Origin of the sequence: Ferrovibrio sp. (genome assembly GCF_002796975.1) — a bacterium.
GTDB lineage: Bacteria > Pseudomonadota > Alphaproteobacteria > Ferrovibrionales > Ferrovibrionaceae > Ferrovibrio.
Genome location: NZ_PEKV01000005.1, coordinates 792,645 through 817,413 on the forward strand (window position 1 = coordinate 792,645; position 24,769 = coordinate 817,413).

20 protein-coding genes and 1 pseudogene (1 of these 21 running past the window's edge) are annotated in these 24,769 nt (G+C 64.7%); 8 read left to right on the forward strand and 13 right to left on the reverse strand.

Annotation, left to right across the window (positions count from 1 at the left end):
- Positions 1-801 (forward strand): annotated as a pseudogene (locus CTR53_RS08725) (M14 family metallopeptidase); it begins 229 nt to the left of the window's first position.
- Between the two features lie 101 nt (positions 802-902).
- On the opposite strand, the gene CTR53_RS08730 reads toward CTR53_RS08725, so the two are convergent.
- Complete coding sequence (locus CTR53_RS08730; RefSeq protein WP_290811469.1) at positions 903-1,448, reverse strand: sigma-70 family RNA polymerase sigma factor; 546 nt, start codon at positions 1,446-1,448, stop codon at positions 903-905.
- A 154-nt stretch (positions 1,449-1,602) separates the two neighbouring features.
- On the reverse strand, positions 1,603-1,854 hold the full coding sequence (locus CTR53_RS08735; protein WP_290811471.1) for a hypothetical protein: 252 nt from the start codon (positions 1,852-1,854) through the stop codon (positions 1,603-1,605).
- Positions 1,855-2,179: 325 nt separating this feature from the next.
- Here CTR53_RS08735 and CTR53_RS08740 point away from each other — a divergent pair, with 325 nt between their 5' ends.
- Positions 2,180-2,530, forward strand: a complete 351-nt coding sequence (locus tag CTR53_RS08740; protein ID WP_290811474.1) for a PRC-barrel domain-containing protein — start codon at positions 2,180-2,182, stop codon at positions 2,528-2,530.
- Between the two features lie 60 nt (positions 2,531-2,590).
- On the opposite strand, the gene CTR53_RS08745 is transcribed toward CTR53_RS08740, so the two are convergent.
- The 3 genes from CTR53_RS08745 to purD all read right to left on the reverse strand — a co-directional run bounded on the left by CTR53_RS08745 (position 2,591) and on the right by purD (position 6,239).
- A complete protein-coding gene (locus CTR53_RS08745; RefSeq protein ID WP_290811477.1) occupies positions 2,591-3,655 on the reverse strand; it encodes a phosphotransferase in 1,065 nt (354 codons plus the stop codon).
- 3 nt (positions 3,656-3,658) lie between these two features.
- A complete protein-coding gene (locus tag CTR53_RS08750) occupies positions 3,659-4,726 on the reverse strand; it encodes a phosphotransferase (RefSeq protein WP_290811480.1) in 1,068 nt (355 codons plus the stop codon).
- 241 nt (positions 4,727-4,967) lie between these two features.
- A complete protein-coding gene (purD, locus tag CTR53_RS08755; RefSeq protein ID WP_290811483.1) occupies positions 4,968-6,239 on the reverse strand; it encodes a phosphoribosylamine--glycine ligase in 1,272 nt (423 codons plus the stop codon).
- Positions 6,240-6,323: 84 nt separating this feature from the next.
- Here purD and xseA point away from each other — a divergent pair, with 84 nt between their 5' ends.
- From xseA to CTR53_RS08770, 3 genes are read left to right on the forward strand one after another with little or no spacing between them, the layout of a single operon-like run.
- A complete protein-coding gene (xseA, locus tag CTR53_RS08760) occupies positions 6,324-7,784 on the forward strand; it encodes an exodeoxyribonuclease VII large subunit (RefSeq protein WP_290811486.1) in 1,461 nt (486 codons plus the stop codon).
- Positions 7,784-8,005, forward strand: a complete 222-nt coding sequence (locus tag CTR53_RS08765; protein WP_290811489.1) for a DUF2093 domain-containing protein — start codon at positions 7,784-7,786, stop codon at positions 8,003-8,005. Before xseA ends, CTR53_RS08765 begins: the two co-directional genes overlap by 1 nt.
- Positions 8,002-8,820, forward strand: a complete 819-nt coding sequence (locus CTR53_RS08770) for a M23 family metallopeptidase (protein ID WP_290811492.1) — start codon at positions 8,002-8,004, stop codon at positions 8,818-8,820. The genes CTR53_RS08765 and CTR53_RS08770 overlap by 4 nt, the downstream gene beginning before the upstream one ends.
- On the opposite strand, the gene CTR53_RS08775 is transcribed toward CTR53_RS08770, so the two are convergent.
- The 7 genes from CTR53_RS08775 to CTR53_RS08805 all read right to left on the reverse strand — a co-directional run bounded on the left by CTR53_RS08775 (position 8,821) and on the right by CTR53_RS08805 (position 18,606).
- A complete protein-coding gene (locus CTR53_RS08775) occupies positions 8,821-9,711 on the reverse strand; it encodes a lauroyl acyltransferase (RefSeq protein WP_290811495.1) in 891 nt (296 codons plus the stop codon).
- Complete coding sequence (gene lpxK / locus CTR53_RS08780; RefSeq protein ID WP_290811498.1) at positions 9,704-10,702, reverse strand: tetraacyldisaccharide 4'-kinase; 999 nt, start codon at positions 10,700-10,702, stop codon at positions 9,704-9,706. Before lpxK ends, CTR53_RS08775 begins: the two co-directional genes overlap by 8 nt.
- On the reverse strand, positions 10,695-11,393 hold the full coding sequence (locus tag CTR53_RS08785; protein ID WP_290811501.1) for a lysophospholipid acyltransferase family protein: 699 nt from the start codon (positions 11,391-11,393) through the stop codon (positions 10,695-10,697). The genes lpxK and CTR53_RS08785 overlap by 8 nt, the downstream gene beginning before the upstream one ends.
- Positions 11,394-11,437: 44 nt before the next feature.
- Entirely contained in the window at positions 11,438-13,216 is a 1,779-nt protein-coding gene (locus CTR53_RS08790; protein WP_290811504.1) for an ABC transporter transmembrane domain-containing protein, read from the reverse strand.
- 112 nt (positions 13,217-13,328) lie between these two features.
- Positions 13,329-15,341 (reverse strand): transketolase, encoded by a 2,013-nt coding sequence (gene tkt / locus CTR53_RS08795; protein ID WP_290811507.1) that lies wholly within the window; start codon positions 15,339-15,341, stop codon positions 13,329-13,331.
- Between the two features lie 109 nt (positions 15,342-15,450).
- Positions 15,451-17,976, reverse strand: coding sequence for a methyl-accepting chemotaxis protein (locus tag CTR53_RS08800; protein ID WP_290811512.1), 2,526 nt, complete (start codon positions 17,974-17,976; stop codon positions 15,451-15,453).
- 141 nt (positions 17,977-18,117) lie between these two features.
- Positions 18,118-18,606: a chemotaxis protein CheW gene (locus CTR53_RS08805; protein ID WP_290811515.1), complete on the reverse strand. Its 489-nt coding sequence runs from the start codon at positions 18,604-18,606 to the stop codon at positions 18,118-18,120.
- Positions 18,607-18,825: 219 nt separating this feature from the next.
- Between CTR53_RS08805 and CTR53_RS08810 the strand changes: the two genes are divergently transcribed.
- Together CTR53_RS08810 and CTR53_RS08815 are read left to right on the forward strand one after the other, a co-directional pair.
- Positions 18,826-19,611 (forward strand): aldolase/citrate lyase family protein, encoded by a 786-nt coding sequence (locus CTR53_RS08810; protein WP_290811518.1) that lies wholly within the window; start codon positions 18,826-18,828, stop codon positions 19,609-19,611.
- 13 nt (positions 19,612-19,624) lie between these two features.
- A complete protein-coding gene (locus CTR53_RS08815; RefSeq protein WP_290811522.1) occupies positions 19,625-20,566 on the forward strand; it encodes a dihydrodipicolinate synthase family protein in 942 nt (313 codons plus the stop codon).
- 137 nt (positions 20,567-20,703) lie between these two features.
- Here the strand turns inward: CTR53_RS08815 and CTR53_RS08820 are convergent, their stop codons facing one another.
- Positions 20,704-22,407, reverse strand: a complete 1,704-nt coding sequence (locus CTR53_RS08820; RefSeq protein WP_290811525.1) for an AMP-binding protein — start codon at positions 22,405-22,407, stop codon at positions 20,704-20,706.
- Between the two features lie 243 nt (positions 22,408-22,650).
- On the opposite strand from CTR53_RS08820, the gene CTR53_RS08825 reads away from it, so the two are divergent.
- On the forward strand, positions 22,651-24,375 hold the full coding sequence (locus CTR53_RS08825) for an EAL domain-containing protein (protein ID WP_290811529.1): 1,725 nt from the start codon (positions 22,651-22,653) through the stop codon (positions 24,373-24,375).
- Positions 24,376-24,769 lie beyond the last annotated feature (394 nt).

A 24,769-nucleotide genomic window follows, 5' to 3' on the forward strand; every position in this document is an offset into this window, starting at 1 on the left:
GCCATCATGATCCATGCGATCAATCCCTATGGCTTTGCGCATGTCCGCCGCGTGACGGAAGACAACGTCGACCTCAACCGCAACTTCCAGGATTTCTCCAGGACGCTGCCGCAGAACAAGGCCTATGCCGAAGTGCATGACCTGCTGCTGCCGCAGGTCTGGGAAGGGCAGGGCCGTGCCGCGGCCGATCAGGCGATCCTCGACTACCAGAAGAAGAACGGCGCCTTCGCCTTCCAGGCGGCAATGACCGGCGGGCAGTATTCGCATCCCGACGGCCTGTTCTTCGGCGGCCAGAAACCGACTTGGTCGAACGCCACCTTCCGCCGCATCCTGAAGGAACTGGTGCCTGCGACGACGCGTAAGCTGGTCAGCATCGATTTCCATACCGGCCTGGGCCCGATGGGCTATGGCGAGCCGATCTATGTCGGCCCGGAAGATGCCGGCTTCTATGCCCGCGCCAAGACGATGTTCGGCCCGGAAGTCACCAATCCGAATGACGGCAGCTCGACCTCGGCGCGTGTCACCGGCACGGTGCCCGAGGCTTTCCTCGATCTGCCGAAGTCGGTCGAGGTGACCTCGATCGCGCTGGAATACGGCACGCAGACCATGCCGGAAGTGACCGAGGCTTTGCGCGGCGACCACTGGCTGTATGCGCGCGGCGGCGACGTCAATTCGCCGCTGGGCCAGCAGCTCAAGCGCAAGATCCGCGACGCCTTCTACACCGATACTGCGGCCTGGAAGGCGGCGATCGCCGGCCGCGCCGCCGACTTCGCGCTGCGGGCTTTCCGCGGTCTCGAATAAGCCCAGTCTTCAGTGCAATAAAAATGGCGGCAGGATCGCTCCTGCCGCCATTCTTTTTTCCAGTGCGTGATTGCTAGTGACGTCGCTGGGAGAATTTCGTTTTAGTGATGCAGCTCGGCCAGGCGGGTTTCCCGCGTGGTTTCGCTGCGCGGCATCGGGCTCTCGCCCAGCATCTTGGCTTCCAGTTCCTGGCGGGCGCGGGCCAGACGGCTGCGGATGGTGCCGATCGGGCAGCCGCAGACCTTGGCGGCTTCCTCGTAGGACAGGCCGCTGCCGACCACCAGCATCAGCGTCTCGCGCTGCGCCTTGTTCAGCGTCTCGATCGCCTGCAGCAGTTCGCCCAGCACCATGGCGTCTTCCTGCGGCGCCTTCACGGCCATCAGGTTTTCGATCGCGCTGGCATCGCCGAACGTCGTCGCCTCGCGGCGGCGGCGGCGTGCCTGGTCGATATGCTGGTGGCGCATGATGGTGAAGGCCCAGGCCTTGAAGTTGGTGCCCGGTTGGAACTGGTCGCACTTGGCCAGCACGCGCAGCACGGTTTCCTGGGTCAGGTCCTCAGCCCAGGTGCGATCGCGCGTCAGCATGATCGAGAAGGCTTTCAGGGACGGGAGGGTCTCCAGCAGCAGGCCGTGAATTGCGTCGGTCATGGGGGAACATCCTCTTTTTTGGTATCGGTGACGTGTTCGTCTGTGACCCAGAGGATGGGCGTCGCAGCGCTGCGCAGCCAGCGACAAGGCCGGGACATGCTGTGACAAAACCGCGATGGAATATCGCGGTTTTCCGTAAATTATCTAGGGAAAATCAGTGCTTAGCCTTGTTGCCCGGCGATGTCACAGCCGAGCTCGGAGCGGCGCCGAGATACTCCAGCAGGCGCGGCAGGGCGCGATCCAGCCAGGAATTGAACTGGCGCGACTGCGGACCCTCACCGGGTTCCTGCTCCGGTTGGACGGTGACGAGCGGGAGGGCCGAGGCATCGCCCACGGGCGTGGCGGACTCTGCGGTCAGTTCCGCCAGGTCTCCAGTCTCCGCGCGATCTTTGTCCTGTTTCGACATGATTCCCACACCTGTAACGGCTCACCGCCCGTTACGCCGCCTGTCCGGCCTTTGCTGTCTGAGGCAATGCGCAGCCTGACTATCTTCACCCGTCATCTGCGTCGATGCAATTCCGAATGACCGACGGGTGACAAGGTTCCGCGCCCGGCCGAAAGGTCGCAGCCCTGCCACCGAATCGTGCGCCCTGGCTGCGGCCTGGTTCCGGTGGCAAATGTCACAGGAACCCTCTGATTTTCCTGACGTTTATTACATCACAGACGCCCGCGAGGCGCGGATTTCCGCGCCGTTGTGCGTCATTCCGATCACCCGCAAAGGAGGAACGATCATGCCTGACCGTCTCATTTCCGCCGACAAGGTGGAAGGCACCACCGTCTACAACCGCACCGGCGACAAACTTGGCTCGATCAACAATGTCATGATCGACAAGACCTCGGGCAAGGTGGCCTATGCCGACATGTCGTTCGGCGGCTTCCTCGGCATCGGCGACCGCCATCATCCGCTGCCTTGGAGCATGCTGACCTACGACACCGGCAAGGGCGGCTATGTCGTCAATCTCGACAAGAAGACGCTGGAAGGTGCGCCGACCTACGGCGAGAAGGAACGCGTGAACTGGGACGACGAAGCCTGGGGCCGCAAGGTGCACGACTATTACGGCGTGCCGCCCTTCTGGATGTAACGCCATCCTGACGACGCGATCTGAAAGCGCTTCCCTTCGCGGGGGAGCGCTTTCTTTTTGTCAGTCGTCGCTGCTGTCGACCAGGTTCCAGGCCTGGTTGGCCACCGACCGCACCAGCGCCGCGTAAACCTTCAACGCCTGCGCCGCGGCGGGACTGGCCGGCGTGCCGTTGCTGCCGCGCTTCACGATGCCCTGCGCCATGACGGCGACGCGGAACAGCGCAAAGGCGAGATAGAAATTCCAGTGCGGAATATCGTCGCGGGCGGCATGGCGGCAGTAGGCGCCGAGATAATCCGGCTCGCCGGGAATGCCGCTTTCGATGAAGTCGATGCCCTGCAGGCTGCCCATGCCGGGAATCGTCACGCGCCAGGGCATGCAGTTGATCGCCAGATCGGCCAGCGGATGACCGATCAGCGCCAGATCCCAGTCATGTACCGCCACGACGCGCGGTTCGCTGGGATGGAAGACCAGGCTCTCCAGCCGGAAATTGCCATGCATCAGGCTGGTCACGTCATCGACCGGCACATGCGCCGGCAGCCAGTCCAGCAGGCGTTCCATCGCCGCGATCTCGTCGGTTGCATTGGCGCGATACTGTTCGATGAGCGTTGCGACCTGCCGGTTCAGATAATCCAGTCCGCTGCCATTGGCGGGCAGGCCGGTCTGCGCCGGCGTGAGCGCATGCAGGCGGGCCAGCGTTTCGGCCATCGCCTCGTAATGCGCCTGACGCTGCTTGGCATCCATGCCGGGCAGGTTGGGATCGCGGAAATGCCGGCCGGGCACGAAGTCCAGCACATAGAAGGGCGTGCCGATCACGGCTTCGTCGGTGCAGGCGAATTGCGGCTGGCCCACGGGTAGCCCTGCAGCATGAAGTGCGCGCAGCAGGCTGAAATCGCGTTCAATCGATTCCGCCATGCTGCAGCCTTTTCTCGGCTGGCTGCGTTTGCGCAGAACGAAATTCCGGCCGGGGCTGTGCAGCATGAAAGCGGGGCTGGAGGCCGGGCCCTTGAATTGCTGCACTGTCAGCGGGTTTTTGAAATCCGGCAGATGCGTCGCAAGATGCGCCGCCAACCTGGCCTCGTCGAACCGGTGTTGCGGTTGTACGGGGGTCAGGTCGGCAGCTGCCATCGCCTATGGAGTCCCCGTCATCCGCTCCACCACGGCCCAGGCCTGTTCGGCAATCGGCCGGGCGCGTTTGCCGGACTCGATGGCGTGCTGGCTGGTGGCGGTGCCGTCCTTCACACGACCCATGATGCCCTGCAGGATTCCTGCAATGCGGAACATGTTATAGGCCATGTAGAATTCGAGATGCGGAATGCCGTCGCGCCCCGTGCGGCAGCAATAGGTGGCGATGTAATCCTGTTCGTTCGGAATGCCCAGTGCCGCGAAATCGACGCCGGCCAGACCGCGGAAGGTTTCCGGTGCCAGCCGCCACGACATCAGATGGTAGGTGAAATCGCCGAGCGGATGGCCCAGCGTGGACAATTCCCAGTCCAGCACGGCAATCACGCGCGGCTCTGTCGGATGGAAGATCATGTTGTCCATGCGATAGTCGCCATGGACGATGCTGGTCTCTTCACCGGGCGGAATATGCGCCGGCAGCCAGTCGATCAGCTTGTCCATCGCCGGAATCTCTTCCGTCTCGGATGCCTTGTACTGCTTGCTCCAGCGATTGATTTGGCGGGCGAAATAGTCGCTGGGCTTGCCGTAATCGCCCAGGCCGATGGCGTTGTAATCTACCTTATGCAGCGCCGCGATGGTGCGGTTCATGGCATCGAAGATGCCGGCGCGTTCCTCGCGATTCATATCCGGCAGGCGCTGGTCCCAGAAAATCCGGCCTTCCACGCAATCCATCACATAGAAGGCCGTGCCGATCACGCTGTCATCTTCACACAGCCCATAGGTGCGGGCGACCGGCACATCGGTTTGGCCCAGCGCGGTGATCACGCGGTATTCGCGGTCGACCGCATGCGCCGAGGGCAGCAGCTTGCCGGGCGGCTTGCGTCGCAGCACGTATTTCTTCGTCGGTGTCACCAGCATGAAAGTCGGATTGGATTGCCCGCCCTTGAACTGCTGTACGGCCAGCGGGCCCTTGTAGTCAGCAACGTTCTGCTTGAGCCAGCGTTCCAGCGCGGCTTCATCGAACTTGTGGCGCTCCTGCACCGGCATGGTGCCGATGAAGCGATCCTGGTCGCTCATGCTGTTGTTTCCTCGTTCGTGGGGCACGACGACTGATATGCCCGCAGCTACGATAGCCATGCCGCATGGCCCGGCGCAACCGCCCATCGGCGCGCACCACTATTCGTCATTCCCGCGAAAACGGGAATCCATGACAACTATCGGACTGGGCTGCCGCTTTCGCGGGAGTGACGATAATATATGTCGGGCAGCAAAGCCGCCGGCCAGGAGCAACGACGGGCAACTACGATCTTGTGCGCGATCAGTTTTTCTGTTCGCGAGCGATTTCCCGCCAACCGATATCACGGCGGCAGAAACCCTGCGGCCAGCGGACTTTATCCACAGCGGCATAGGCGCGCGCCTGTGCCGCCGCGATGGTCTTGCCGGTGCCGCAGACGCCCAGCACGCGGCCGCCATTGGCCAGAATTGCGCCATCCGCACCCGGCTTGGTGCCGGCATGGAACACGATGGTATCGGCTTCCGCCGCAGCGGCATCAAGACCTTCGATCTTCGTGCCCTTGAGCGGTTCGGCCGGATAGCCCTCGGCCGCCATCACGACGCAGAGCGCGGCTTCGTCCTTCCAGCGCAGATCGAAATCCTTCAGCACGCCGTCGCGCGACGCCATCAGGGCCGGCAGCAGATCGGATTTCAGCCGCAGCATCAGCGTCTGGCATTCCGGATCGCCAAAGCGCGTGTTGTATTCCAGCAGCTTCGGGCCATCCTTGGTCAGCATCAGTCCGGCGAACAGCACGCCCTTGAACGGCGTGCCCTCGGCGATCATGCCATTCACGGTCGGTAGGATGATGCGCTCCATCACCTCTTGCTGTAGGGCAGGGGTGAAGATGTTTGCCGGGGAATAGGCGCCCATGCCGCCGGTATTCGGCCCGGTATCGCCGTCGCCGACGCGCTTGTGGTCCTGCGCCGAGGCCAGCGCCAGCGCATGTTTGCCGTCCACCAGAGCGAAGAAGCTGACTTCCTCGCCATCCATGAACTCCTCGATCACCGCCTGCGCGCCGGGTTCGGCGAACAGCGCTGCGCTGGCAGCCATTGCCTCCTCCAGCGTCATCGCCACCACCACGCCCTTGCCGGCGGCCAGGCCATCGGCTTTCACCACGATGGGAGCGCCATGCTTGTGGATGAAGGCTTCCGCCGCGGCGCCATCGCTGAAGCGGCCATAGGCGGCGGTCGGGATGCCGTATTTGGCGCAGAGATCCTTCATGAAGCCCTTGGAGCCTTCAAGCTGGGCCGCTGCCTTGTTCGGGCCGAAGCAGGCAAAGCCATTGGCCTCCAGATGGTCGACCAGACCGATCACCAGCGGCGCCTCGGGGCCGACCACGACAAAATCGATATGTTCGTCACGGCAGAGCTGCAGCACCGCATCCAGATCGAGTGGATCGACCGGGGCGAGTTTCGCCACCTGCGCGATGCCGGCATTGCCCGGGGCACAGACCAGCTTGTTGACCAGCGGCGAAGCGCCGAGCGCCCAGCACAGGGCGTGCTCGCGACCGCCAGATCCGATGACGAGAAGGTTCATAGCAGACCCTAGGTGACTGGAGGAATCGCGGCAATGTTTGTATCATGGCCGGAACAGACGCAAGGCTTCCCCCGAGGCTTTTCCATGAGCGATTTCGAGCCTTCCCAGTCCGGTTCCGCCGGCGCCCCCCCGGCGCCGGGAAACGTGCCGGAATACACGGTTACCGAACTCTCGCTGCGGCTGAAACGCAGCATCGAGGATAATTTCGGCTGGGTACGGGTTCGCGGCGAAATCTCCGGGTTCAAGCGAGCCGCTTCGGGCCATCTCTACTTCTCGCTGAAGGATGCCGATTCGCTGCTGGATGGCGTCTGCTGGAAAGGCAGCGCCGCGCGCCTCGGGGTGAAACCCGAGGACGGCATGGAGGTGATCTGCTCGGGCAAGCTGACCAGCTATCCCGGCCGTTCCAAATACCAGATGGTCGTCGAGCGGATGGAGCTGGCGGGGCTCGGCGCACTGATGGCGCTGCTCGAGCAGCGCAAGCAGAAGCTCGCTGCCGAAGGTTTGTTCGCCGCCGAACGCAAACGTCCGCTGCCCTATCTGCCGCGTGTGATCGGCGTGGTGACCTCGCCGACTGGCGCCGTGATCCGCGACATTCTGCATCGCCTGGCAGACCGCTTCCCGACCCATGTGCTGGTCTGGCCGGTGCTGGTGCAGGGCGAGGGCGCCGCCGAGCAGGTGGCGAAAGCCATTCGCGGCTTCAATGCATTGCCGGAAGGCGGTGCCGTGCCGCGTCCCGACCTGCTGATCGTCGCGCGCGGTGGCGGCAGCCTGGAAGACCTGATGGCCTTCAACGAGGAAGCGGTGGTGCGTGCTGCGGCGGCCTCGGAGATTCCGCTGATCTCGGCGGTGGGCCATGAAACCGATACCACGCTGATCGATTTCGCTTCCGATCGCCGCGCCCCGACGCCGACGGCAGCCGCCGAAATGGCGGTACCGGTGCGGCTCGATCTGGTGGCCGGCGTCGCCGGGCTGGACGAGCGTCTGCGCCGCAGCATGACGCGCATGGCGCAGGACAAGCGCCGGCATCTCGACAGTCTCGGCCGCGGCCTGCGCGGCCCACGCGAACAGCTCGACATGGCGCGCCAGCGCTTCGACGATCTCTCGGATCGTTTGCGCCACGCGCTGCGTGTCGGTGTCGCGGCGCAGCGGGCGCGGATGGAAACCGCAATGGCCCGGTTGCGGCCCGCGTTGCTGCGGCGCGAAGTGGCCGACTACGGCCGGCGCCTGAAGGAATCCGATGCGCGCTTGCTGCGCGCCATCCGCCAGCGCCAGGCCGAGGCAGTCCAGCGCCTGAGCCAGCCCGCCAAGCTGCTGGAGAGCCTGTCCTATCGCAATGTGCTGGCGCGTGGTTTCGCTGTCGTCCATGACGCGGACGGCCGCGCGCTGAACAGCGCCGATGCGATGGCGCCGGGCGCAATGGTTGCCATCGAGATGCATGACGGTCGCCGCGATGCGCAGATCGTCGGCGGCGGTTCGGCGTCGTCCGCGCCGAAGAAGGCAGCGCCTGCCGCCGCGAAACCGACCAAACAGGAAAGCCTGTTCTGATGCAGACACCGCCGCTGCCGCGCGAGATCGAAGCCCGGGTCTATTACCGGCACGGCGCCTTCGACATCGTTTTTCCGGGTTCCTATGTCACCTGCGCCGTCACCGGCCAGCGCATTCCGCTGGAACGCCTGCGCTACTGGAGCGTGGACCGCCAGGAAGCCTATGCCGATGCAGTGATCGCAACCCGCGGCCTGGTCGGCAATCCGGTGAAACGCACATGATGCGCTGGCTTGCGGCGTTGCTTCTGCTGGCAAGCTGGCCGGCGGGTGCCAACGAGCCGCCGCCCGGCCTCTCCTGGCAGGGCGATTTCAGCCAGGGCGGTCTTGTGACCGGCATGGCGCAGCCCGGCCTCACCCTGCGGCTCGGCGGTCGTGATGTGCCGGTCGCGCAAGACGGACGCTTCGTCTTCGGCTTCGGTCGCGACGAGGCCGCAACCGTGACCTTCTCAGTGAATTACCGTGGCGGCCAGAGCGAGACGACGCAACTGCGCATCGCGCCGCAGAAATACGAAATTCAACGCATCGACGGCCTGCCGCCGGCCCAGGTAACGCCGCCTGCCGCCGTGCTGGAGCGCATTAAGCGCGAGAATGCGCAGATCGCCGCCGTGCGCCAGCGCAACACACCGCGGCAGGATTTCATGCAGGGCTGGATCTGGCCGGCCAAAGGCCCCGTTTCGGGCGTGTATGGCAGCCAGCGGATTCTCAACGGCGAACCGCGCACGCCGCATTACGGTCTCGATATCGCAGCCCCGACCGGCAGTCCGGTGATCGCGCCTTCCGGCGGCGAAGTGGTGCTGGCCGAAAAGGATATTTACTTCACCGGTGGCACGATCATCATCGATCATGGCATGGGCATCAACTCGGCCTTCTCCCACCTGCAGTCGCTGAACGTGAAAGTCGGCCAGCAGGTGAAGCGTGGCGGGCAGATCGGCACGGTGGGTGCCACCGGTCGGGCGACCGGCCCGCATCTGGACTGGCGGGTGAACTGGTTCGACGTGCGGCTCGATCCGCAGCGGCTGCTGCCTCCGAAAGAGTGACTATTCCTTCGGCCAGCGCTTGTGCACCCAGAACCAGTGGTCGGGGCGCTTGCGGATCCAGCTTTCGATCCTGCGGTTGATCAGCAGCAGGCCGTTATAAATGTCCTGCTCGCGATTGCCGGTGTCGTCCAGCATGATCGGCGCCTCGATCGTGACGCGGAAGCGCGCACCGCCCAGCCGCTCGGCATAGATCGGTATGACCGGGCAACCGCTCCGCAACGCCAGATCGGCAACAGCCGGCGCCGTCATGGCATCGCGGCCGAAGAAGGGCACGGCGACGCCGTTGGACAGCTTCTGGTCGACCATAATGGCGAGGCATTCATTCTGCTTCAGCGCCTTGAGCAGTTCGCGTGCCGCCTGCATGCCCTTGGGCACATGGCGGCCGCCGACCGGCTTGCGCAGGCTCTGCAGCAGATCCTCGGTCAGCGGGTTGTTGGCGGCGCGATAGACCTGCACCAGCGGCAGCCCCTGCTCCGTTCCCACGATGCTCATCAATTCCCAGTTGCCGTAATGCGCGGAAAAGAAGATGGCGGGTTTTCCGCTGTCGCGCGTTGCGTCGACATACTCCCTGCCCACAACCTCGATCTGTCCGGCATCGCGGATATCGGCAAGATGCGCATACTCGGCAATCACACGGCCGAGATTATCCCACATGCCGGTCAGTGCCTCGGCCTGCTGCGCGGTGGTCAATTCCGGCAGGGCGCGGGCGATGTTGCGGGCGGCGACCTTGTTGGCGCCGATGCGCGGACCGATCCTGCGTGCGATCCAGCCGCCGAAGGCAGAGGCCCTGTCGAGCGGCAGGGCGGCAAACAGCGCCAGTGCCAGCCGGGCGCCCCAGGCGGCTACATATTCATGCGGCTCCGCATGCGGGAACAGCAGTTTTTTAAGCACCGGCCGTCGCCCTGTCGTTCAGCCTGGAGCGCAGATAGTCGTCGACGCGCTGCGGTTCGGCGAAGTTCAGCGCGACGCGCAGCACATCCACCATCGGCCGCGCCTTGGCCGGCAGACGTACCTGGTCCTTCGCGGTGGTGACCGGGATGGCATTCAGCTTGTGGGCGGTTTCGACAAGACGCATTACGGTGTCGGGCGAATAGGGGGCGTGGTCCGGGAAGGTGGCCGTCTGCACCACCGTGGCACCGAGCTGTTGCAGGGATGTGAAAAACTTCTCCGGCCGGCCGATGCCGGCAAAGGCCAGTACACTGCGGCCGCGCAGACGCACGGCATCCGCCGGATTGGGCTCCAGCGTAGCGGCGAAAACCGGGTGGCGACCGAAATCGGGCAGCGGCACACTGCGCGGGCCGATCACGACCAAAGCGTCGCAACGGCTCATGCCATCCTCGATCGATTCACGAAGCGGCCCGGCCGGTAATTGCAGGCCGTTGCCGAAGCCATACCCACCGTCGATCACCAGCAGGCTGAGCCGGCGCGCCAACGCATAGGTCTGATGTGCGTCGTCGGCGATGATGCAGTCGGCGCCGGCCGCGACAGCGGCACGGGCGGCGGCGGGGCGGTTGCCACCGATCCAGGTCGGCGCGGCAGCGGCCAGCAGCAGGGCCTCGTCGCCGACATCGGCGGCAGTATGCCGGTTCAGATCGACCTGCACCGGTCCGGTCAGCTTGCCGCCATAGCCGCGGCTGACGATCTGCGGGTGCCGGCCGAGCGTGGTGAGGCGATGGGCGATGGCGATCGCAGTCGGCGTCTTGCCGGCGCCGCCGGCGACGAGGTTGCCGATCGAGATCACCGGCGCACCGATCTCCTGCGCGGCGGTGATGCGCTGGTTCAGACGATTGCCGAGCCCGTAGAACGCCGCCAGCGGACGCAGCAGCGTCGGCAGCGGCGAGGTGCTGCCGGCCTGCCAGAAACGCGGCGCCGATCTAGGCATCGCCCCCTGCGGCGGGCAGGCGGTCGGCCGGCGCGATCGGGGCATGGCCGCACAGCCGGTCCGCCTCGTCGCAGAGCCCGTTCATGATCGTTTCAAGCCGCAGGGCGGCCTGTTCCGGGCTTTCCGTGATGTCGCTGTACACGTCTATCGGCTCGCCCCAGAGGTAAACGCCCCGGTTGAACGGCCAGGGCAGGATGAAGCGGTCCCAGGAGTTTAACACACGGCGGCGTTTTACCGCATAGGTCACCGGCAGGATCGGCACCTTGGCCAGCCGGGCGGCGGCGATTACCCCGGTGCTGGCCCGCATGCGCGGTCCGCGCGGGCCATCTGGCGTGAAGCCGGCATATTCGTTGAGCTTGAGCTGGCGCACCATGATCCGCAGTGCGCCGCTGCCGCCCTTGTCCTTCTTGCCGGCCTTGGCGGCGGAACCGCGGACCGTGCCGATACCGAAGGGATCCATGGCGCGGGCAATCAGTTCGCCGTCGCGATGCTGCGAGATCAGCATATGCATGCGCCGGTCGCGCCGCCAAACCGGTGGAATCAGCAGCAGCCGGCCGTGCCAGAACGTCAGGATGAACGGCCGGTTTTCCGACCACAAGGCTTCCGGGTGCTCGACACCGCGTATGTCCCACCGCGTGGTGTTGCGCACCAGGCGGACATAGAAAGCGATGGCATCCGCCGCGAACCGCACGGCGGGTTTGCTTCGCTGGATGCGCTTCCACAGTCCGGCCATCGTCAGGCGGAAGCCTCGACCGCGAACTGCGTCGCGTAAAGTCGCGCATAAGCGCCGTTACGGGCCAGCAGTTCGGCATGGCTGCCCTGTTCGGCCAGGCGGCCATGATCAAGCACGAAGATCACATCGGCATCGATCACGGTGGACAGGCGATGGGCGATCACCAGCGTGGTGCGGCCGCGCATCAGTTCGCTGAGTGCCACCTGGATCAGCCGTTCGGATTCGGTGTCCAGCGCGCTGGTGGCTTCATCCAGCAGCAGGATCGGCGCGTCGCGCAGCATGGCGCGGGCGATGGCAATGCGCTGGCGCTGGCCGCCCGATAGTTTCACGCCGTTTTCGCCAACGGCGGTGTCGTAGCCCTGCGGCAGGCCCATGATGAAATCATGGGCGGCGGCGTGGCGGGCGGCGCTCTCGATCTCGATCTGGCTGGCTTCGGGCCGGCCATAGGCGATGTTGGCGCGGATGGTGTCGTCGAACAGCGTCAGCTCCTGGCTGACCAGGGCAACGCTGCGGCGGAGTGAGGCCAGCGTCACGTCGCGGACATCCTGGCCGTCGATCTTCACGCTGCCCTGCGTGGCGTCGTAGAAGCGCGGCACCAGATTGAGCAGTGTCGATTTGCCGGCACCCGAAGCACCCACCAGGGCGGCCTTCTTGCCCGGCGGCACGACGAGGCTGATGTCATCCAGCGCGGTCTTGTCGGCGGCGTAGCGGAACCCGACGGCATCGAGGCGGATTTCACCGCCATTCACCTGCAGCGGCCTGGCGTCGCTGCGTTCCGTGATGGCCGGACTGATGTCGAGAATGGTGAAGATGCGGTCCGCCGCAGCAAGGCCTTCCTGCATGGCGGTCTGCATGGTGGCGAGCGACTTGAGCGGCTGATAGGCGGTCAGCGCCGCGTAGATGAAGGCTGTGAGCGTGCCCAGGGTCAGCGTCTCGCTGGTGCCGCCGATATAGATCACCACGGCCACGGCAATGCCGCCGAGGGCTTCGGTGGTCGGACTGGCGGCGGCACGGGCGCGGACCACCTTCATCAGATGGCTGAGGCGGGTATCGACCGACTGGCGGGCGCGATCGATCTCGCGCTGCTCCATGCCGTAGGCCTTGACCATGCGCGCACCTTCGAAGGTCTCGCTTAAGATAGTGGTCAGTTTGCCGGTTTCCTGCTGGCCCTTGGCGGAACTCTTGCGCGTCTTGCGGCCCAGCCGGCGCGTGCTCAGGCCCACGAAGGGGAAGATCACGCAGACGATCAGCGCGAACTGCCAGTTCATGCTGAACATCACGCCGGTCAGGAAGATCAGGCTCAGGGAGTCCTTCACCATGCCGGTCAGCGCCTTGGTGACGGCCTCGCGCAGCAGCGTGGCATCGAACAGGAAGCTGGAGATCAGCCGGCCGGAATGCATGTCGTGCAGCCAGGCGAGGTCGGCGCGGATCAGGTGGCTGTAAAGACGAATCTGGGTATCGGCGATCACCCGCTCGCCGAAACCGGTCATCAGCGTGCTTTCGAAATAGGTCGCCACGCCCTTGATCACCACCACGATCACCACGGCAACCGGAATCATCATCGTCCAGTAGGGATCGCGCTGGGTGAAGACCTGATCGATCGCCGGCTTGAGCAGCCAGGCGGTGGCGGCCGTCATGGCGGCCACCGTGATCATCGCGACGAGGGCGAGGGCCAGCGCACCCAGATGCGGCCTGACCTGCTCGGCCAGCAGGCGACGCAGCAGCTTGCCGCTGCTGGTATGGGTGGGTTGGGAGCTATCGGACGAGGCGGCTGAAGTCACCGGAAATCCGTCTTAATCCAAGGCGTTAATGCCCGCGTGCTATAGCATGCGGCAGCCGCTGCGGCCAGCACGGCCGGCGACGGAAACCGGATATGGCAGTCGGAAACCGGCTTTACAACCGCTGTTTGGCCGCCGCGGCCACCGCTTCGGGCGTGATGCCGAAATGCTTGTACAGCTGCTCGTAGGGACCCGAGGCGCCGAAGCTGCTCATGCCCACGAAGCCGCCCTTGATGCCGAGATAGCGGTCCCAGCCCTGACGCACGCCGGCTTCGACCGCAACCCGCACCGTGCCGGGGCCCAGCGTCTTTTCCTGATAGGCCTCATCCTGGGCGTTGAACAGCTCGAAGCTCGGCATCGAAACCACACGGGTCGGGATGCCGTCCTTCTGCAGCTGCTCGCGGGCAGTCATCGCGATGGCGATTTCCGAGCCGGTGGCGAGCAGCGTGACCTTGGCGGCGCCACCTTCGGCGGCCGCCAGTTCGTAGCCGCCCCTGGCAACCAGGTTTTCTTCCGTATGCGTGGTGCGCACCGCCGGCAGGTCCTGGCGGGTGAGTGCCAGCACGCTGGGACGATGCTTCTGCTGCAAGGCGACCTGCCAGGCCTCGGCGGTTTCCACCGCATCGGCCGGACGCAGCACGAGAAGGTTCGGGATCGCGCGCAAGCTTGCGACATGCTCGACCGGCTGATGCGTCGGGCCGTCTTCGCCCAGGCCGATCGAGTCATGCGTCATCACATAGATCACGCGCTGTTCCATCAGGGCCGAGAGGCGGATCGACGGGCGGCAGTAATCCGTGAAGACCAGGAAGGTGCCGCCGTAGGGGATCAGACCCCCGTGCAAGGCGATACCATTCATGGCGGCTGCCATGCCATGCTCGCGCACGCCGTAATAGACGTAGCGGCCGCTGTAGTCGCCCGGCTTCACCGGATTGAGGCCGGCCGTCTTGGTGTTGTTCGAGCCGGTGAGGTCGGCCGAACCGCCCAGCGTTTCCGGCGTCACCGGATTGATCACTTCCAGCGCCATCTGCGACGACTTGCGGGTCGCCCATTTGGGTTTGTCAGCGGCCAGTTTCGCTTTGTAATCAGAGATCGTCTTGTCGAAATTCGCCGGCAGATCGCCCTTGATGCGGCGATCCCATTCGGCGCGCTGTTCCGCGGGGAGCGCGGCATGCAGCTTTTCCCAGGCGGCCGACCTGGCAGCGCCGGCGGCGCCAATGCCACGCCATGCATTCAGAATCGCATCGGGAATCTCGAAGGCGGCATGCGGCCAGCCGAGCTTCTCGCGCGTGCCCTTGATCTCCTCGGCGCCGAGCGGCGAGCCATGCGTGGCAGAGGTACCGGCCTTGGTCGGTGCGCCATAGCCGATCACGGTGCGGCAGGCGATCAGGCTCGGCTTGTCGCTCTTCTGCGCGGCGGCGATGGCGCCAGCCACGGCTTCGGCGTCATGGCCGTCGACGGCGATGGTGGCCCAGCCGCTGGCCTGGAAGCGTTTGATCTGATCGTCCGACACCGAAAGGCTGGTCGGGCCGTCGATGGAGATCAGGTTGTCGTCCCACAGCACGATCAGCTTGTTCAGCTTCAGATGGCCGGCCAGCGAGATCGCCTCGTGGCTGATGCCTTCCATCAGGCAGCCGTCGCCGGCGATCACGTAGGTGTAGTGGTCGACCAGCTTGTCATTGAACTGCGCCGCCATCGCGCGTTCCGCCAGCGCCATGCCCACGGCGGTGGCAATGCCCTGGCCGAGCGGGCCGGTGGTGGTCTCGATGCCGCCGGCATGGCCGAATTCCGGATGGCCGGCGGTGCGCGCGCCGATCTGGCGGAAGCGCTTCAACTCGTCCAGCGTCATGTCCTGATAGCCGGTCAGGTACAGCAGCGAATAGATCAGCATCGAGCCATGGCCGGCCGACAGCACGAAGCGGTCGCGGTCGGGCCAGGCGGGATTCTTCGGATCGAATTTCAGGAAGCGGCTGAACAGCACGGTGGCCACGTCGGCCATGCCCATCGGCATGCCGGGATGGCCGGAATTGGCGGCCTGGACGGCATCCATGGACAGTGCACGGATGGCATTGGCCATCTCGGCGTGGCTGACCGGGGCGGAATGGCGGGGGGCGGCGGCAGGCTGCAGCATTGCGGGGGAATCCGGCGTCAGAGGCGGCGAAAGCGGCAGGACCTTGCCGGGCAAAGCCGGGCACGTCAACCCATGCCCGGCCGCCCCCCGTGAGATGTGCCGCAGATGCCTAGAATTCCTGCCAATCGTCGTCGGCAGAGGCCTTGGCCGGGGCTGCCGGAGCCGGCCGTGCCGGGGCCGGTGCGGCGGCGGGAATCGCCGGTTTCCGCGCTGCCACCGGTGCCGGTTTCTGGACGGCTGGCTTGGGTGTCGTTGCCGTCGGGGCAGGCCTGGCGGGGGCTGCCGGAGGGGTCGCAGCCATGGGCGCGGGCCGGGCACTGCCGTCCAGCTTGAAGAAGCCAACGAGGTTGGCCAACTCGTTGGCCTGACCGGCGAGGCTCTGGGCCGCCGCCGTGGTCTCTTCCACCAGGGCTGCGTTGCGCTGGGTCATCTCGTCCATGCTGCCGACAGCCGTGTTGATCTGATCGAGACCCGTGGCCTGCTCGCGCGAGGCGGCAGCGATCTCGGCGACGATATCGCTCACCTTCTTGATCGCCGTGACGATCTCGGTCAGCGAGCCCCCGGTCTGATTCACCAGCGCCGCGCCGGTTTTCACCTGCGTATTCGATTCCGTGATCAGTGCCTTGATGTCTTTGCTGGCATTGGCCGAGCGTTGTGCGAGCGCACGCACTTCCTGCGCGACCACCGCGAAGCCCTTGCCGGCTTCGCCGGCGCGCGCGGCCTCGACACTGGCGTTGAGAGCGAGAAGATTGGTCTGGAAGGCGATCTCGTCGATCAGGCCGACGATATCGGCGATCTTCTGTGCGCTTTCCTCGATCCGCGTCACGGCGCCAACAGCATCGGCCACGACGCTGCCGCCCTTTTCGGCCGTGTCGCGCGCCGCGACGGCCAGCTGGTTGGCGGCCTGGGCGTTGTCGGCATTCTGCTTCACCGTGGTGGTGATCTCATGCATCGACGCCGCGGTCTCTTCAATCGACGCGGCCTGCGATTCCGTACGCTGCGCCAGATCCTGGCTGCCGGTCGAGATTTCGTCGGACGCCACCTTCACCGATTGCGCGGTCTGGGTCAGACGGCCGGCGAAGTCGCGCATGCGTTCCGACATGCCGTTGACCGCGCCCTTGATCTCGCCGAACACGCCCTGGTATTCGCCGCGCACCGTCTTGCTGAGATCGCCGCCGGCCATGGCGCTCATCGCACCGGCCAGTTCGCCGGTCATGGTCTGCAGGGTGCCGGCGAGGCGGTTCAGTTCCTGGCTGGTGGAGAGGAAGAAGCCGTCCTTGCCGCTTTCGCTGATACGGCTGCTGAGATCGCCCTGGCCCACCTTGTTGACCAGCGCGGCAATTTCTTCGCCGGCCGCTTTCTCGCGCGCTTCACGCTCCAGCCGACGGCTTTCGGATTCTTCACGCTGGCGGGCGATATCGGTCTCGGCCTGTTCGCGGGCGATCATGCTGTCCTTGAAGACCTGAACCGCCTTGGCCATCTGGCCGACTTCAGCGCCACGGTCGACAAAGGGCACTTCGACACCGAGGTCGCGATTGGCCAGGCGCTGCATCGCGCTGGTCATACGGTTGATGGGGCCGGTGACGCGCCATTGCACGATCAGGAAACCGAAAACGGTGAAGGCCACGGCGGCCACCAGCGTGCCGATGCTCAGCAGCACGCTGCGCTGCGTCTGTGCCGTCTGGGTATCGGCGCGCCTGATCAGTTCATCCAGCGCCGTATTGGCCACCGCATTGAGCATGTTCAGGCTTTCGGTCACGGTCGGCTGATATTTCGCCTGATCGACCGGTGACGTCTGCCCGGCGGCGAAAGCCTTTACGATCGTCTCGCGCTCGGTGCCGAGCGGTCCGGTGAAGAAGGCTTTCGCGGTATTGACCACGTCGCGCACCGGCGCCGGCGTATCGCTGCGCGCGGCAATGACGGTGACGATATTCCAGGCCGTGGCGACACGGCCGTCATCGCCGGCATGCGCCATGGACTCAGTGATGCCCCAGGTCTGCCCGGCCGACATCGTGGTCAGGATGCGCAGCACCATCGATCCGGCGTAATTGCGGATCGTCCAGGCATTCTGCTTCACGCTCAGCAACTGATCGACCATGGGATCGACCAGCTGCAGCGAGGCTTCGAGGAAATCGGACGCCTCCTGCACGGCGTTGAGGTAGTTCTGGGTGACGCGCGGCCAGTCCTGCATCGCCTGCGCATCGCGCTGGGCGCGGGGCTGGCCGATCATCTGCATGGCCTTGGGGCGCATGGCATCGACCGCGTCATTCGCCGCTTTCAGTTTGGTCAGCAACGGTGCGGCGCTCGGCAGATCGCTGCTCAGCGCCGACAGCATGGCATAGCCGGTATTATAGGCTTTCAGCGTGTTGTCGCGCTGGGTGGTGATGCTGTCGATGCTGTCCTTGGAGGCGGGGGCCTCGGCACGGAAGACGATCAGGATGTTGCCGCGTTCGAGCCGGTGCTGCTGCAGGCTCTGGAAGAAGGCCTGACTGATGGGCGCCAGCTGGGCCACGCGTTTGGCGGCGGCATTGCGGTCGAGGGCGTTCAGCAGCGCGTTGATGCTGCCGGCCACCAGCATCAGGCCCAGTATTCCGATGACCAGACCCAGCGTGGTACGAATGGAAAAGCTCGGCATACCTCAATCCCCCTCAGAAAACGGCCAAATACAGCCTTACCCTGGAGCTTAAACTAGCCTGTCCAGGCTGAACTTGCTTCCGGGAAAGCGCGAGGTAGACGAATATTTATCCGTGGACTGCGTACTATTTGCAGTTGCGAATTAAGTGCCGGTAAGGGCTGGCTGGGTCTGCTGTTGCGCCGCGATCTGCTCCATCTGCGCCGCGGTGGCCTGGTTGACCAGCCGGTCGAGATCCAGGATCGAGACCATGCGTTCGTCGCGGGCCACCAGGGCGCTCAGGAACTGATGGTCGTCGGCCATGCCGGTATTGGGGACGCCCTGCAGGTCGCGCTGGTCGATGGAAAGGATGTCGGAGACGGAATCGACCAGCAGGCCGAAGGTGCCGTTCACCGCCACCACCACGATCACCACATGCATGCGGGTCGGCGTGGTGCGACCGCCACCGAAACGGACGCGCAGATCGTAGATCGGCACGATGGTGCCGCGCAGGTTGATGATGCCGCGCACGAAGTCGGGCGTGTTGGGCAGGTTGGTCACTTCGGTCCAGGCGCGGATTTCGCGCACGCTCAGAATGTCGACGCCGTATTGCTGAGCGTCGATGGCGAAGGTGAGGTATTCGTTGCTGCTCACTGGATCGGCTCCCTGCGGCACACCGCGACTCCGGAGTCCATTTCCGCCGGTCTGTGCGCCGGCGGTGGCTGGTAGCTGATCCATAACTCCCCCTTCCGGGCCCGGGTTCCTGCCTGCCGGGCCGATTGTGCATTTTTAGCACAGATCGCCCTTGTATCGCCGCGATTTATTCTTTGTTGTATCTTCGTCCGTTCAAGGACCGCCGGAGGAAATAAAATCATGAAACTGCCCGCCAACACGTTCAAACGCGCCCTGAAAGAACGGCGGCAGCAGATCGGACTGTGGTGTTCGCTTTGCAGCAATACCGTGGCCGAAATTCTGGCGACGGCCGGCTTCGACTGGATTGTGATCGATGTCGAACATGCGCCGAACGAGGTGCCGACGGTGCTGCAGCAGCTGCAGGCCATGCAGGTCGATGCCAATACCGCGAGCCCGGTGGTGCGTCCGCCGTGGAACGACACGGTGATGATCAAGCGGTTTCTCGATATCGGCGCGCCGAACCTGCTGCTGCCCTTCGTGCAGAATGTGGAGGAGGCCAAGAAAGCCATCGCAGCGACGCGGTATCCGCCGAAGGGCGTGCGCGGCGTGGCGGGCAACACGCGGGCCAACCGCTACGGCCTGATCACCGACTATTACGCCACGGTGGAAAACGAACTCGGCGTCATCCTGCAGGCCGAAACCCGCGGCGCCGTGAACAAGATTCCGGAAATGGCGGCAGTGGACGGCGTGGACGGCATCTTCATCGGGCCGGCCGACCTCTCGGCCAGCATCGGCCATCTCGGCAATGCCGCGCATCCCGAGGCGCAGGCCGAGATCATGCGCGCGCTGGAGCTGTGCAAGGCCGCCAACATGCCGGCCGGCATCCTGGCGGTGAACGAGGACGATGCACGGCGCTATCTCGATGCCGGCTTCACCTTCGTCGCCGTCGGTGTCGACCAGAGCCTGCTGACCAAGACGGCGCGCGATCTGGCCAAGCGCTTCCGCGGTCATATCGGCCGCAGCTGAGGGGCGTGAAGGAATGAAGACGACGTCCGTCACCGCTGCCGATCTTGCCGCCTCCGTCTTTGCGGTTCCGCCGCTGGCGCGCTACTCCGACCTGACCCTGAACGAAGATGCGAACCGGCAGCTGATCGGCTATCTCGAAGCCGGCGGTGTGCGCAGCCTGATGTATGGCGGCAACGCCAACTTCTACAATATCTCCGTCAGCGAATATGCCGAGGTGCTGGACTTCCTGGTCGATGCCGTCGGCCCCGATACCTGGCTGATCCCGTCCTTCGGTCCGGATTACGGCAAGCTGATCGACCAGGCGCGTATCCTGCGCGGTTCCAAGGTGCCGACCGCCATGGCGCTGCCGATGACCTTCCCGGCCACGTCGGACGGTATCGAAACCGGCTTGCGCCGCGCTGCGGTCACCATGGGCAAGCCGCTGCTGCTCTACATCAAATCCGACAACTACATTGCCCCGGAGGCGGCGGGCCGTCTGATGAGGGACGGCTCGGTCTGCGCCATCAAATACGGCACCGTGCGCCCCGATCCGGCGCAGGACGACTATCTCAGGCGCCTGCTCGACCATGTCGATCCGAAGCTGGTGATCAGCGGCATCGGCGAGCGGCCGGCGATCGCGCATCTGCGCCAGTTCGGCCTCGGCGGTTTCACCTCGGGTTCGGTTTGCCTGGCGCCGCGCGGTTCGATGGCCATTCTCGCCGCGATCAAGCGCGGCGACTGGGCGACGGCCGAACGCCTGCGCGAAGCCTTCATTCCGCTGGAAGACCTGCGCGATGGCATCAGCCCCATTCGCACGCTGCACGACGCCGTCACCCTGGCGGGCATCGCCGATATGGGCCCGCTGCTGCCGCTGCTGACAGGCCTTGCCGAAGCCGAGCGTCAGCGCGTGCAGCCGGCGGCGCAGGCGCTGCGGGCATGGGATGAAAGTTTGAGCAAGGCACAGGCGGCGGAGTAGAGGCCCTCACCCTCCCACCGCTTCGCGGCGGGGCCCTCCCTCTCCCACAAGTGAGAGAGGGTTGGGGTGAGGGTGGAACGATCACATAAAAAAGCCCCGGCCGGACCGGGGCTTTTTCTTTGGCCTGATGCGGCGCGTCAGTTGCCGGCCGCCGCCTTTTTCTTTTCTTCCTCGACCAGTTCCTTTTTCGACAGCTTGCCGATCAGGGTCTTGGGCAGGGCGTCGCGGATTTCCATCGCCGCCGGCATCTCATGCTTGCCGAGCTTGTCCTTCAGGAATGTCTTCAGCTCGTCGAAGGTGAAGGGTTTGGCGTCGGGCTTCAGCTTGATGAAGGCCTTGGCCGACTGGCCGCGATACTGGTCGGGAATGCCGATCACGGTGACTTCCTCCACGGCGGGATGCTCGTAGATCGCTTCCTCGATATTGCGCGGATAGACGTTGAAGCCGCCGGACAGAATCATGTCCTTCTTGCGGTCGACGATGAAGACATAGCCTTCCTCGTCGAGATAGCCGACGTCGCCGGTATGGAAGCGGCCGCCAGCAAAGGCTTCCGCCGTCGCCTCCGGCTTGTTCCAGTAGCCCTTCATGACGTTGGGCCCGGTGATGCAGATTTCGCCGGTCTGGTTGATGCCGATCACCTTGAGCGGATCGTCGACATCGACGATCTCGATCATGACGCCGGGCAGCGGCAGGCCGCAGGAGCCGCGCTTGCGCTTGCCGCCATAGACGGTCTGCGTGCCGGCCGGCGAAGTCTCGGTCATGCCCCAGCCCTCGATCATCTTGTGGCCGGTGACATGCTCGAACTTGTCCTGCACCTCAACCGGCAGCGGTGCGCCGCCCGAGGCGCAGAATTTCAGCGCCGACAGATCGTAGTCCTTCAGGTTCGCCAGATTGACGATGGCGGCATACATGGTGGGCACGCCAGGGAAGATGCTGATCTTCTTCTTGTGCAGATCTTCGATCACCGCCTTCAGCTCGAAGCGCGGATGCAGGAAGAACTGCGCGCCGATGGTCAGCATGCGCAGCAGCACGGCGCTCAGGCCGTAGATATGGAACATCGGCAGGACCATCAGCACGCGTTCCTTGCCGTCTTCCAGCTGCAGGGCCTCGTTCTTCTCGGTCCAGGCGCCGTACATATGCACGGTGGCGGTGATGTTGCCATGCGTCAGCATGGCGCCCTTGGGCTGGCCGGTGGTGCCGCCGGTATACTGCAGGATGGCCACTTCCTCGGCCGGATCCTTGACCGGATGCGGCGTGTAGCGGCCGTCATTGGCGACCAGATCGGCGAAGCGGATATGCTGGTCATCCTTCGGCACCTGGGCGATTTCCTTGCCCTTGGCCAGCGGGAACAGCAGGTTCTTGGGGAACGGCAGCACGTCGGGCAGGCGGCAGACCACCACCTTCTTGAGCCGCGTGCTGCCCAGCATCTTGCCGATATTCGGATACAGCGCCTTGAGGTCCAGCGTGACCATGATGTCGGTCTGGCTGTCTTCGATCTTGTAACGCAGCTCGCGTTCGGCATCGAGCGGGCTGTAGTTCACCACCCGGCCGCCGGCCTTGAGGATGGCGAAGAAGCAGATCACGTAATGCGGCGTGTTGGGCAGGAACAGGCCGACATGCACGCCCGGCCCGACGCCGAGCTGTTGGAAGCCCTTGGCGGCGCGGTCGACCAGGTCGGACACGGCAGCATAGGAATAACCCTTGCCCATGAAGTCGAGGCAGGGACTGGTGGCGAAGCGGGCGACCGCATCGTCCAGCAAGGTCCAGATCGGCTTGGCCTGGAAATTCTGCGCCCAGGTCACGCCGGCCGGATAGGATTTTTCCCAAAACGGAGCGGTCATTCTTAATCCCCCTAGACTTCAACCTGCGGCCGGCCGCAGCCAGCCTTCTGCCCGCCATTCTAGGAACCGGGCGGGGTCAGCGCAACGTGGCGCAAGGTCAGGCTAATTCGGTTCATGCGAGCCCCGGATGCGTTTCCGTGCCGACCCGTGGCGGCCTGTGCATAAACCGGGCGCCGGGTTGCGCCCCATTGCGCCGGCTGGCACACTCGGCGGCGGATTTTCATGCTTTCAGGTGAGGCCAGGATGGGCGCCAAGGATATGCGGGCGGAGCGCGACCGTTTCGTCGCCTTCGCCTTCTCCGCGGCCGACCTGATGCTCGAAGTGTCCGGCGACGGCCAGGTCACTTTCGCGTCCGGCGCTGCCCGGCTGATCGCCGGCTGCGAGGCCGAGGCGCTGGTCGGCCAGAAATTCGCCGACCTGATCGACGACAGCGACCGTCATTTCCTGATGAACCTGCTCGGCGGCCTGGCGGTCGGCGGCCGGATCGAACCGGTCACGGTGCGCTTGCTGCGCAACGACGGTCAGCAGGGCGCGATCTGCGTACTGGGCGGCTGCTGCCTGCCGCGCCAGGATGGCCGCTACTACCTCACACTCTCCAATGCGCGCCTGCCGCTGGCTGAATCCGCGCTGGCCAACAAGCGCGACTATCAGACCGGCCTGCTGGCGGCGGAAGATTTCGAAACCCTGGCCGGCGACCGGCTGAAGCTGGCGCGCGAGCTCGGTTCGGAAGTGAAGCTCACCCTGATCGAGATCGTCGGCCTGAAGGAACTGGTCGACAGCCTGCATCCCGAAGAAAGCCAGAGCCTGATGGGCGATGTTGGCGCGCTGATCCGCGCCAAGTCGATCAGCGGCGACACTGCCGGGCTGATCGATACCGAGAAATACGGCATCCTGCATGCCAACAGCATTGATCAGGAAGCTGTGGCGGCGCAGGTGCGCGACCTGATCAAGCAGAGCGGCGTTCCCGCTGCCGAAGATGCCGCCAAAGGCGTCGGCGTGCGTGGCGCCACGCTGGACCTGCACCAGAAGGCGATGAGCGATGAAGACGCCGCCAGCGCCATGGCTTTCGCCGTCGACCGTTTCGCCAGCGAAGGTGCTGCCGCCTTTGCGCTGCATTCCACCGAAGAGAGTTTAAAGGCACTGCTGCAGAAAACCGTCTCGCGGGTGCGGGCGCTGCGTTCGGCGGTGTCCAGCCGGCAGTTCGACCTGGTGTTCCAGCCGATCGTGCGGCTCGATACCCGCACGCTGCATCACTACGAGGCGCTGTCGCGTTTCGAAGACGGCGGTTCGCCGTTCGAGACCATCCGGCTGGCCGAAGGCGTGCACATGATCGGCGAATTCGACCTCGCCGTGGTGCATCGCGTGGTCGAGATGCTGTCGGAGCGCCGCAGGCAGGGCGACCGGATCGACGTGGCGGTGAATCTGTCCGGTCACAGTCTGGAAAGTTCGGTCTTCATGGCCGCACTGCGCGAAATCCTCGCCGACGATCCCGGCCTGCGGAAGCAACTGATCTTCGAGATCACGGAATCGACCCAGATCACCAATCTGGTGCATGCCGCCAATGCGGTGCGCCAGCTGCGCGACGATGGCCATTCGGTCTGTCTCGACGATTTCGGCGCGGGTGCGGCGTCATTCCCCTATCTGCAGGCGCTCGAGGTCGATTACGTCAAGATCGACGGCGCCTATGTGAAGGCGTTGCAGAGCGCGGGCCAGATGCGCGACCAGGCGATTCTCAAGGGCATGGTCTGGCTCTGCAAGGAACTTGGCATCGGCACGGTGGCCGAGATGGTCGAGACCGAGGACCAGGCGCGGCTGCTGCTCGATTTCGGCATCGATTACGGCCAGGGTTACCTGTTCGGCTACCCTGAAGCCGTGCCGCAGATGGAGCCGTTGCGCTTCGACGATGCCCCGGCAGATCGTGCTGGCGATCACCGCAAGCCGGGCGACTTCAAGCTGAACCGGCGTTAGGGCTGGCTGCCGCTTTGCACGGCCAGTTGGCGCCTGTTTCGTCCCGTTGGCAGGCCAGTTAAAGCCCATCCAGGGCCAGTTGCGTCCCGTTTGAGGCTGTTCCGTCCTGTTTCGTCCCGTTTGAGCCCGTTAAATCCCGCATAAAGCGTTGGCAATGTATGGCAACACATTGATTTTCCTATCCACGATGTCCAACAGCAGCGGATTTCAGCGCAGAGGGCCTGTCAGCCAGCGTCTCTGCGCACAAGAACATATGTTCTTGTAGTTAGGAATATTAGCAAAATCCCGGTGAAAAGCAAGTCTGGTGTCGAGGGTGGCGGCTGACACATCCTCACCCTCCCAGCCTTCGGCTGGGCTCCTCCCTCTCCCGCGCCGCGGGCGAGGGGGCAGAATG

Bases quoted from the DNA above. Each gene is read 5' to 3' on its own strand.
- CTR53_RS08825 (WP_290811529.1), top strand. From the start codon at position 22,651: ATGGGCGCCAAGGATATGCGGGCGGAGCGCGACCGTTTCGTCGCCTTC.
- CTR53_RS08810 (WP_290811518.1), top strand. From the start codon at position 18,826: ATGAAACTGCCCGCCAACACGTTCAAACGCGCCCTGAAAGAACGGCGG.
- CTR53_RS08745 (WP_290811477.1), bottom strand. From the start codon at position 3,655: ATGGCAGCTGCCGACCTGACCCCCGTACAACCGCAACACCGGTTCGAC.
- tkt (WP_290811507.1), bottom strand. From the start codon at position 15,341: ATGCTGCAGCCTGCCGCCGCCCCCCGCCATTCCGCCCCGGTCAGCCAC.
- CTR53_RS08820 (WP_290811525.1), bottom strand. From the start codon at position 22,407: ATGACCGCTCCGTTTTGGGAAAAATCCTATCCGGCCGGCGTGACCTGG.
- xseA (WP_290811486.1), top strand. From the start codon at position 6,324: ATGAGCGATTTCGAGCCTTCCCAGTCCGGTTCCGCCGGCGCCCCCCCG.
- CTR53_RS08765 (WP_290811489.1), top strand. From the start codon at position 7,784: ATGCAGACACCGCCGCTGCCGCGCGAGATCGAAGCCCGGGTCTATTAC.
- lpxK (WP_290811498.1), bottom strand. From the start codon at position 10,702: ATGCCTAGATCGGCGCCGCGTTTCTGGCAGGCCGGCAGCACCTCGCCG.
- CTR53_RS08750 (WP_290811480.1), bottom strand. From the start codon at position 4,726: ATGAGCGACCAGGATCGCTTCATCGGCACCATGCCGGTGCAGGAGCGC.
- CTR53_RS08740 (WP_290811474.1), top strand. From the start codon at position 2,180: ATGCCTGACCGTCTCATTTCCGCCGACAAGGTGGAAGGCACCACCGTC.
- CTR53_RS08800 (WP_290811512.1), bottom strand. From the start codon at position 17,976: ATGCCGAGCTTTTCCATTCGTACCACGCTGGGTCTGGTCATCGGAATA.
- CTR53_RS08815 (WP_290811522.1), top strand. From the start codon at position 19,625: ATGAAGACGACGTCCGTCACCGCTGCCGATCTTGCCGCCTCCGTCTTT.
- CTR53_RS08770 (WP_290811492.1), top strand. From the start codon at position 8,002: ATGATGCGCTGGCTTGCGGCGTTGCTTCTGCTGGCAAGCTGGCCGGCG.
- CTR53_RS08735 (WP_290811471.1), bottom strand. From the start codon at position 1,854: ATGTCGAAACAGGACAAAGATCGCGCGGAGACTGGAGACCTGGCGGAA.
- CTR53_RS08730 (WP_290811469.1), bottom strand. From the start codon at position 1,448: ATGACCGACGCAATTCACGGCCTGCTGCTGGAGACCCTCCCGTCCCTG.
- purD (WP_290811483.1), bottom strand. From the start codon at position 6,239: ATGAACCTTCTCGTCATCGGATCTGGCGGTCGCGAGCACGCCCTGTGC.